At 69.1% G+C, this 9429-nt stretch carries 7 protein-coding genes and 1 rRNA gene; all 8 read left to right on the top strand.

The window, feature by feature from the left end; all coding sequences use genetic code 11:
• Positions 1-83: 83 nt before the first annotated feature.
• Positions 84-1241, top strand: coding sequence for a bifunctional glutamate N-acetyltransferase/amino-acid acetyltransferase ArgJ (gene argJ / locus N864_RS15235; protein WP_081793915.1), 1158 nt, complete (start codon positions 84-86; stop codon positions 1239-1241).
• Positions 1238-2203, top strand: a complete 966-nt coding sequence (gene argB, locus N864_RS15230) for an acetylglutamate kinase (RefSeq protein WP_051518646.1) — start codon at positions 1238-1240, stop codon at positions 2201-2203. The genes argJ and argB overlap by 4 nt, the downstream gene beginning before the upstream one ends.
• On the top strand, positions 2200-3381 hold the full coding sequence (locus N864_RS15225; protein ID WP_034718589.1) for an acetylornithine transaminase: 1182 nt from the start codon (positions 2200-2202) through the stop codon (positions 3379-3381). The genes argB and N864_RS15225 overlap by 4 nt, the downstream gene beginning before the upstream one ends.
• Entirely contained in the window at positions 3378-3860 is a 483-nt protein-coding gene (gene argR / locus N864_RS15220) for an arginine repressor (RefSeq protein ID WP_034718587.1), read from the top strand. The genes N864_RS15225 and argR overlap by 4 nt, the downstream gene beginning before the upstream one ends.
• 17 nt (positions 3861-3877) lie before the next feature.
• Positions 3878-5314, top strand: a complete 1437-nt coding sequence (gene argH, locus N864_RS15215; RefSeq protein ID WP_034718591.1) for an argininosuccinate lyase — start codon at positions 3878-3880, stop codon at positions 5312-5314.
• Between the two features lie 2 nt (positions 5315-5316).
• Positions 5317-5964, top strand: a complete 648-nt coding sequence (locus N864_RS15210; protein ID WP_034718585.1) for a DNA-3-methyladenine glycosylase — start codon at positions 5317-5319, stop codon at positions 5962-5964.
• Between the two features lie 95 nt (positions 5965-6059).
• Positions 6060-7319 carry a tyrosine--tRNA ligase gene (tyrS, locus tag N864_RS15205; protein ID WP_034718583.1) on the top strand — a complete coding sequence of 420 codons (1260 nt, stop codon included), beginning with the start codon at positions 6060-6062 and terminating at the stop codon, positions 7317-7319.
• A 547-nt stretch (positions 7320-7866) separates the two neighbouring features.
• Positions 7867-9388 (top strand): 16S ribosomal RNA (locus tag N864_RS15200).
• The last annotated feature ends 41 nt before the right edge of the window (positions 9389-9429 follow it).

Here is a 9429-nt window from a genome sequence, read left to right as displayed (position 1 = left end):
CGAGCGCCACGCCTGAGCCGAGCGCCACGCCCGAGCCGAGCGCCACCCCGGACCCGGGCGGCGCCACCGGGGCCGACCGTCCGGTGCGCGACCAGGTGCAGCTGCCCCGAGGCTTCCGGGCCGCAGGCGTTACCGCCGGCCTCAAGGCAAGCGGCACGCCGGACCTCGCGCTCGTCGTCAACGACGGTCCCGAGCACCACGCCGCCGCCGTCTTCACGAGCAACCGGGTCGAGGCCGCCCCGGTCACCTGGTCCCGGCAGGTCCTCTCCGACCGCCGGGTCGACGCGGTCGTGCTCAACTCCGGCGGCGCCAACGCGTGCACTGGCGCCCAGGGCTTCCACGACACGCACCGCACCGCCGAGCACGTCGCCGACGTCCTGGGCGTCTCCTCCGGCGACGTCGTCGTCTGCTCGACCGGCCTGATCGGCGAGCTGCTGCCCATGGACAAGGTGCTGGCGGGGGTCGAGGCGGCCGCCGCAGCCCTCAGCTCCGACGGCCACGACGCTGCAGCCATCGCGATCAAGACAACCGACACGGTCCACAAGGTCGCGTCCCGCGCCGGGGCAGGCTGGACCCTCGCCGGCATGGCCAAGGGGGCGGGCATGCTGGCCCCGTCCCTCGCGACCATGCTCGTCGTCCTGACGACGGATGCCGTCGTCGACCCCGTCGACCTCGACGCCGCGCTGCGGTCCGCCACGGCGGAGACCTTCGACCGGATCGACTCCGACGGGTGCATGTCGACCAACGACACGGTCGTGGTCCTCGCCTCGGGCGCCTCGGGGGTCGGTGTCGGTCGCGCCGAGCTCACCGGCGCACTGACCGACGTGTGCGGCAACCTGGCCCGACAGCTCATCGCCGACGCCGAGGGCGCGGCGCACGACATCGCGATCGAGGTCCGCTCGGCCGCGACCCTCGAGGACGCCCTCGAGGTGGGTCGCGCGGTCGCGCGCAACAACCTCTTCAAGTGCGCGATCTTCGGCAACGACCCGAACTGGGGGCGGGTCCTCGCGGCGGTCGGCACCACGAGGGCGGCCTTCGACCCCCATGCGCTCGACGTGTCCATCAACGACGTCGAGGTATGCCGCTCAGGCGGGGTCGGCGACGACCGCTCGCTCGTCGACCTGCGGGGTCGCGACGTCCACGTCCTCATCGACCTGCACGCCGGGCACGAGGCGGCGACGGTCTGGACGAACGACCTGACGCACGACTACGTCCACGAGAACTCGGCCTACAGCACATGACGAACCTCACCGGCTCCACCCCTGCCTCGAGCCTGCGCGGGCTCATCGACGCGGCCGCGATCCGGGTCGCAGCCGGCAAGGCCGCGACCCTGGTCGAGGCGCTGCCCTGGCTCGAGCGTTTCCGGGGCGCGCTCGTCGTGGTCAAGTACGGCGGCAACGCGATGATCGACGACGACCTCAAAGCCGCCTTCGCCAAGGACATCGCGTTCCTGCGCTATGCGGGGCTGCGGCCCGTCGTCGTCCACGGCGGTGGCCCCCAGATCAAGGCGATGCTCGGCCGCCTCGGGCTGGAGACCGAGTTCAAGGGCGGACTGCGGGTCACGACTCCCGAGATCATGGACGTCGTCCGGATGGTCCTGACGGGCCAGGTCGGCCGCGAGCTCGTCGGCCTGCTCAACCAGCACGGCCCCATCGCGGTCGGGCTCTCCGGCGAGGATGCCGGCCTGTTCGGGGCCCGTCGTCGCGGCACGGTCGTCGACGGCGAGCTCGTCGACATCGGCCTCGTCGGCGACGTCGAGAGCGTGGCCCCCTCCGCCGTCCTCGACATCCTCGCGGCCGGCCGGGTCCCCGTCGTGTCGACCGTGGCGCCCGACCTCGACGTCGAGGGTCAGGTCCTCAACGTCAACGCCGACACCGCGGCGGCGGCTCTCGCGGTGGCCCTGCGCGCGGAGAAGCTCGTCGTCCTCACCGACGTCGAAGGCATCTACGCGCAGTGGCCGGACCGTGGCTCGCTCCTGTCCACCCTGCGCGTCAGCGACGCGCGGCAGCTGCTGACCCGCGTCGAGGAGGGGATGGTGCCCAAGCTCGAGGCGTGCATCCGTGCGGTCGAGGGCGGGGTCCCTCAGACCCACGTCGTGGACGGACGCACACCCCACTCGATCCTGCTCGAGATCTTCACCGACGAGGGCATCGGCACGATGGTGCTGCCCGACGCGCCGGACACCGCCCAGGAGGACGCATGACGACAGGTGCCGAGCTGCTCGGCCGCTACGCCGAGACCATGGTGCCCGTGTTCGGCACCCCACAGATCGTGCTCGCCTCCGGGCACGGGTGCTGGGTCACGGACGTCGATGGCAAGCGCTACCTCGACCTGCTCTCCGGGATCGCCGTCAACGCGCTCGGCCATGGCCACCCAGCGCTCGTCCAGGCCGTGATCAAGCAGGCCGAGGCGGCCATCCACATCTCCAACTTCTTCACCTCCGAGCCCGCCGTCCGGCTCGCCGAGCGCCTCCTTGGCCTCGCCGCTGCCCCCGCGGGGTCCGGCGTGTTCTTCGCCAACTCCGGGGCCGAGGCGAACGAGGCGGCCATCAAGCTGTCCCGGCGCACCGGCCGGAGCCGGATCGTCGCCCTGGAGGGCTCTTTCCACGGCCGCACGACCGGCGCCCTCGCCCTGACCCACAAGGCCGCCTACCGCGAGCCGTTCGAGCCGCTCATCCCCGACGTCCACTTCGTGCCTCCGGGTGACGCCGCGGCCCTCCGGGCCGCCGTCGACGACCGCACCGCAGCGGTCTTCATCGAGCCGATCCAGGGTGAGGCCGGCGTGCGGGAGGTGCCCGCCGACTACCTCCGGCTGGCCCGGGAGCTGACCCACGAGCACGGTGCCCTGCTCGTCGTCGACGAGATCCAGACCGGCATCGGGCGCACCGGCGACTGGTTCGCCCACACCGCGGCCGGAGTCCAACCGGACGCGATGACCCTCGCCAAGGGCCTCGGCGGTGGCGTGCCCATCGGCGCGCTCGTCACCTACGGCGCGGACACGACGCACCTGCTGACCGCGGGCCAGCACGGGACGACCTTCGGCGGCAACCCGCTCGCGTGCGCCGCCGCCCTCGCCGTCCTCGACACCATCGAGCGGGACCACCTGCTCGACAACGTCGCCCGCGTGGGCGCCCTGCTCGACGACGTGCAGCTCGCGGGGGTGGCGGCCACGCGCGGACGCGGCCTGCTCCGCGCGATCGAGCTGAGCGGCATACCCGCGCCGTCGGTGATGGACGCGGCGCGGGAGGCGGGGTTCATCGTCAACGCCGTCACCCCGACGGCCCTGCGCCTCGCGCCACCCCTCATCATCACCGAGGACGAGCTGGGCGGGTTCCTCACGGCGCTGCCCGCGATCCTCGAGTCCGCGCGGAGCGCTCCGTGAGCCGCAGCCAGCGCCAGCACCGCATCGCCGAGCTCCTCGAGGCGCACGAGGTGCGCAGCCAGGGCGAGTTGTCCGACCTGCTCGCCGCGGAGGGCACGGAGGTCACGCAGGCCACCCTCTCGCGCGACCTCGTCGAGATCGGTGCCGTCAAGGTGCGGCGCGGCCGTGCCCTCGTCTACGCGGTGCCCGGAGAGGGCGGCGAGCCTGCCCGGTCCGGTCGGCTCGACGCGACGAACGCGCGCCTGCGTCGGGTCTGCGACGAGCTGCTCGTCTCGGTCGCCTGCGCGCGCAACCTCGTCGTCCTCAAGACGCCGCCGGGAGCGGCGAACTACCTCGCCTCGACGATCGACCTGACCCGCGACCCGCAGGTCATCGGCACCATCGCCGGCGACGACACGATCCTGCTCATCGGCTCCGACGACTCGGCCGCCGAGGGGCTGGCCGCGCAGCTGCAGTCCCTGCTTGGGGGACGCGAGTGACCTTCGGGGAGAATGCCATGGTGACCGAAGAGACTGACCAGGCCGAGCGCGTGAGCCTCTGGGGCGGCCGGTTCGCCGGCGGGCCCGACCGCGCCCTCGCCGCGCTGTCCAAGAGCACCCACTTCGACTGGCGGCTGGCGCCTCACGACATCGCCGGCTCACGCGCGCACGCGAAGGTGCTGTATGCCGCTCACCTCCTTTCGGAGGAGGAGCTGAGCGGGATGCTGGCCGGGTTGGACCGCCTCGAGGCCGACGTCCGGTCCGGTGCCTTCGCCCCGGACGAGGACGACGAGGACGTGCACACCGCCCTCGAGCGGGGACTCATCGAGCGGGTGGGTCCGGAGCTCGGTGGCCGACTGCGGGCCGGCCGGTCCCGAAACGACCAGGTGGCCACGCTGTTCCGGATGTACCTGCGCGAACACGCTCGCGTGCTGGCGTCGCTCGTGAGCGACGTGGTGGAAGCCCTTGTGCAACAGGCTGACCGGCACCTCGGTGTTGCGATGCCTGGCCGCACCCACCTCCAGCACGCCCAGCCGGTCCTCCTCTCGCACCACCTGCTCGCCCACGCGTGGACGTTGCTGCGTGACGTCGACCGGTTGCGCGACTGGGACGTGCGGTCCGACGCGTCGCCCTACGGGTCGGGCGCGCTGGCGGGGTCCTCGCTCGGGCTCGACCCCGAGGCCGTCGCGGCGGACCTGGGCTTCTCCCGGGCCGTGGAGAACTCCATCGACGGCACCGCCTCGCGGGACTTCGTGGCGGAGTTCGCGTTCGTCTGTGCCATGACCGCGGTCGACATCTCCCGGATCGCCGAGGAGGTGGTGCTGTGGGCGACGAAGGAGTTCTCCTTCGTCACGCTCGACGACGCCTACTCGACCGGGTCGAGCATCATGCCGCAGAAGAAGAACCCCGACGTCGCTGAGCTTGCGCGGGGCAAGGCCGGTCGGCTCGTCGGCGACCTCGCCGGTCTGCTCACGACGCTCAAGGCGCTACCGCTCGCCTACAACCGGGACCTGCAGGAGGACAAGGAGCCGGTCTTCGACGCCGTCGACACCCTCGAGCTGCTCCTGCCCGCCTTCTCCGGGATGGTCGCGACCCTGAGCTTCAACACCGATCGCCTCGAGTCGCTCGCGCCCCAAGGGTTCGCGCTCGCGACGGACATCGCCGAGTGGCTCGTCCGACAGCACGTGCCCTTCCGCGTCGCCCACGAGGTCGCCGGAGCCTGCGTCCGGCTCTGCGAGGAGCGCGGCGTCGAACTGTGGGACCTCACCGACGCGGACTTCGCGGCGGTGAGCGAGCACCTCGGCCCGGACGTGCGCTCGGTGCTGTCGGTCCAAGGCTCGCTCGCCTCCCGGGACGCGGTCGGGGGCACCGCGCCCGTCCGGGTGCGCGAGCAGCTCGCCGCCGCCCGCGAGCGTCTTGCCGCGGCCAGGGCCTGGGCCGGGGGAGACGCCTGACGGTGGAGGGAGACTGCGACCGGCTGCCGCGCGACTTCTTCGCGCGGCCCGTCCTCGAGGTCGCACCGGACCTGCTGGGGTGTCACGTCAGCCACGCCGGCGTCACGGTGCGGCTCACGGAGGTCGAGGCCTATGCCGGCATGGTCGACCCGGGCTCGCACGCGTACCGCGGCCCGACGCCGCGCACGCAGGTCATGTTCGGCCCCGCCGGCTTCCTCTACGTCTACTTCACCTACGGCAACCACTGGTGCGCCAACCTCGTCTGCGGCCACGACGGCACCGCGGAGGCAGTCCTGCTCCGGGGAGCCGAGGTCGTCGACGGCTTCGACACCGTGCGCGAACGGCGGGGGACCGCCCGTGAGCGCGACTGGTGCCGAGGACCGGGGCGTCTGGGGCAGGCCCTCGCGCTCGGCAGTCAGCAGACCGGGCGCGACTTCTGCCGGCCGGCGCTCGGTGACCCCGTCGACCTCGTCGTCTCGACCCGGGACCGCGACGTCGACGCTGGCAGGGTCCGCACCGGTCCGCGGGTCGGGGTGAGCGGTCCCGGGGGAGACGCGGAGCAGTACCCGTGGCGGTTCTGGCTGGAGGGCGAGCCGACCGTGTCCGCCTACCGGCCGGGGGTCGTGCGCACGCGGCCGAAGCGAGGCTGAGGCTGCCGCCGTGGAACGCATTGGTGGCCGTTGCGACAGGTAGGGCAGGCTGTCCCTTGCGGGATCGCCCCGCACGAGCGAGAGGAGCACGCACCGTGACGGACATCTTCGACGAGCTGCAGTGGCGCGGTCTGGTGGCGCAGACCACCGACGAGGCGGCGCTGCGCGAGGCACTCGCGAGTGGACCCGTCACCGTCTATTGCGGCTTCGATCCCAGCGCGCCGTCCCTGCACTTCGGCAACTTCGTCCAGCTCTCCGTCCTGCGCCGGATGCAGCAGGCCGGCCACCACGTGATCTGTCTCGTCGGCGGGTCCACCGGGCTGATCGGCGACCCGAAGCCGGACGCCGAGCGGGTGCTCCAGGACAAGGACACGATCGCTCGGTCCGTCGAGCGCATCCAGCGGCTCGTGGGGCCGCTGCTCGACTTCGAGGGCGACAACGCCGCCGAGCTCGTCAACAACCTCGACTGGACCGCACCGCTCAGTGCGCTCGACTTCCTCCGAGATGTGGGCCAGCACTTCCGGGTCAACCAGATGATCCGCAAGGAAGCGGTCGCGCGGCGGCTCGAGAGCGAACAAGGGATCTCCTACACCGAGTTCAGCTACCAGATCCTGCAGGCGATGGACTACCTCGAGCTGTACCGGTCCCGCCGGTGCGTGCTCCAGATCGGTGGCAGCGACCAGTGGGGCAACATCACGGCGGGGGTAGACCTCGTCCACCGGGTGGAGGGGGCGACGGTGCACGCGCTGGCGACCCCGTTGCTGGTCGACTCCGAGGGGCGCAAGTTCGGCAAGTCCGAGGGCAACGCCGTGTGGCTCTCCGCCGACATGACCAGCCCGTACGCGTTCTACCAGTACTTCCTCAACGTCGAGGACGCGTCGGTCGTCACGATGCTCAAGGCCCTCACCGACCGCACGATGGACGAGATCGCCGAGCTCGAGAAGCAGGTGGCGGAGGAGCCCTACCGACGCACGGCGCAGCGCACCCTGGCTGCTGATGTGACGACCCGGGTGCACGGAGCGGACGCGACGCGGTCGGTGCAGGCCGCGAGCGAGGCGCTCTTCGGCAAGGGCGACCTCGCCGACCTCACCGAGGCGACGCTGCGGGACGCGACGACCGAGCTGGCCGGAGCCGACGTGCCGGTGGGCACCCCCGTCGTGGAGGCCCTCGTGGCGACCGGACTGGTGGAGTCGCGCAACGCGGCGCGGCGAGTCATCGGCGAGGGGGGCGCCTCGGTCAACAACGTGAAGGTCAGCGACGTCGAGGCAGTGCTCGCCGAGGGCGACTTCCTGCATGGCGTCGCGGCCGTGCTCAAGCGTGGGCGCAGGAACCTCGCGGCCGCACGTCGGGCTTGAGTGGAAGGCGCCGGTTCCATTGCCCTGCAATGGGATCCGGCGCTTTCTACGCCTGTAGCCCCCTCGATTTGGCAATCCGCGAGGAAGCCCGCTAATGTTCTCTTCGTCAGCCCGACAGGGAGGAACGGACGCCAAGGCGGAGCGAGTGATCGCGACGCGAAGTAGGCCGGTCCCGGGGCAGGCACCCACAGCCGGACGAGCGGAACAATCCGCCTCCGGAGCGGGTTTCCGCTGATACCAAGCGGGTCCAACTCGGTCGCTCTGAGAGCGGGTCACGTGTTTGACTCCCAAGCTTGAGGCGGGTAAGTTTGAAGGGTTGCCCCGGAGGCTGGGACGTGGTTCTGGTTGATGGTGTGTGTCCGATTCTTGAGAACTCAACAGCGTGTCAAAAATCGATGCCTATTTACCTCGTCGCGGGGTGTTCCTGGCTGCCTGGATGGGTGGTTGGGGGTGTCTCGTGGTGATGATTTCTTTGGTTGAAGATGACAGCTTTTATGCTAGTTGTTTACTTCTGCCAGTGATTTGGCCCTTCGTGGGTTTTTACACTTCAACGGAGAGTTTGATCCTGGCTCAGGACGAACGCTGGCGGCGTGCTTAACACATGCAAGTCGAACGATGAAGCGCAGCTTGCTGCGTGGATTAGTGGCGAACGGGTGAGTAACACGTGAGTAACCTGCCCCTGACTCTGGGATAACTCCGGGAAACCGGGGCTAATACCGGATATGACGCCTGGCCGCATGGTCTGGGTGTGGAAAGATTTTTTGGTTGGGGATGGACTCGCGGCCTATCAGCTTGTTGGTGAGGTAGTGGCTCACCAAGGCGACGACGGGTAGCCGGCCTGAGAGGGCGACCGGCCACACTGGGACTGAGACACGGCCCAGACTCCTACGGGAGGCAGCAGTGGGGAATATTGCACAATGGGCGCAAGCCTGATGCAGCGACGCCGCGTGAGGGATGACGGCCTTCGGGTTGTAAACCTCTTTCAGCAGGGAAGAAGCGCAAGTGACGGTACCTGCAGAAGAAGCACCGGCTAACTACGTGCCAGCAGCCGCGGTAATACGTAGGGTGCGAGCGTTGTCCGGAATTATTGGGCGTAAAGAGCTTGTAGGCGGTTTGTCGCGTCTGCTGTGAAAATCCGGGGCTCAACCCCGGACTTGCAGTGGGTACGGGCAGACTAGAGTGTGGTAGGGGAGACTGGAATTCCTGGTGTAGCGGTGGAATGCGCAGATATCAGGAGGAACACCGATGGCGAAGGCAGGTCTCTGGGCCATTACTGACGCTGAGAAGCGAAAGCATGGGGAGCGAACAGGATTAGATACCCTGGTAGTCCATGCCGTAAACGTTGGGCGCTAGGTGTGGGGCTCATTCCACGAGTTCCGTGCCGCAGCTAACGCATTAAGCGCCCCGCCTGGGGAGTACGGCCGCAAGGCTAAAACTCAAAGGAATTGACGGGGGCCCGCACAAGCGGCGGAGCATGCGGATTAATTCGATGCAACGCGAAGAACCTTACCAAGGCTTGACATACGCCGGACGCATTCAGAGATGGGTGTTCCCTTTGGGTCGGTGTACAGGTGGTGCATGGTTGTCGTCAGCTCGTGTCGTGAGATGTTGGGTTAAGTCCCGCAACGAGCGCAACCCTCGTTCTATGTTGCCAGCACGTGATGGTGGGGACTCATAGGAGACTGCCGGGGTCAACTCGGAGGAAGGTGGGGATGACGTCAAATCATCATGCCCCTTATGTCTTGGGCTTCACGCATGCTACAATGGCCGGTACAGAGGGCTGCGAAACCGTGAGGTGGAGCGAATCCCTAAAAACCGGTCTCAGTTCGGATTGGGGTCTGCAACTCGACCCCATGAAGTCGGAGTCGCTAGTAATCGCAGATCAGCAACGCTGCGGTGAATACGTTCCCGGGCCTTGTACACACCGCCCGTCAAGTCACGAAAGTCGGTAACACCCGAAGCCGGTGGCCCAACCCTTGTGGGGGGAGCCGTCGAAGGTGGGACTGGCGATTGGGACTAAGTCGTAACAAGGTAGCCGTACCGGAAGGTGCGGCTGGATCACCTCCTTTCTAAGGAGCAGCTGTTTTCAGCGGCCCGGTCCGCCTCCGAG

This window comes from Intrasporangium chromatireducens Q5-1, assembly GCF_000576575.1.
Lineage (GTDB): Bacteria > Actinomycetota > Actinomycetes > Actinomycetales > Dermatophilaceae > Intrasporangium_A > Intrasporangium_A chromatireducens.
The sequence above is the reverse complement of the archived record's forward strand: the minus strand, read 5'-3'. Positions and strand labels throughout refer to the sequence as shown.

Bases quoted from the DNA above. Each gene is read 5' to 3' on its own strand.
- argB (WP_051518646.1), top strand. From the start codon at position 1,238: ATGACGAACCTCACCGGCTCCACCCCTGCCTCGAGCCTGCGCGGGCTC.
- N864_RS15225 (WP_034718589.1), top strand. From the start codon at position 2,200: ATGACGACAGGTGCCGAGCTGCTCGGCCGCTACGCCGAGACCATGGTG.
- argH (WP_034718591.1), top strand. From the start codon at position 3,878: ATGGTGACCGAAGAGACTGACCAGGCCGAGCGCGTGAGCCTCTGGGGC.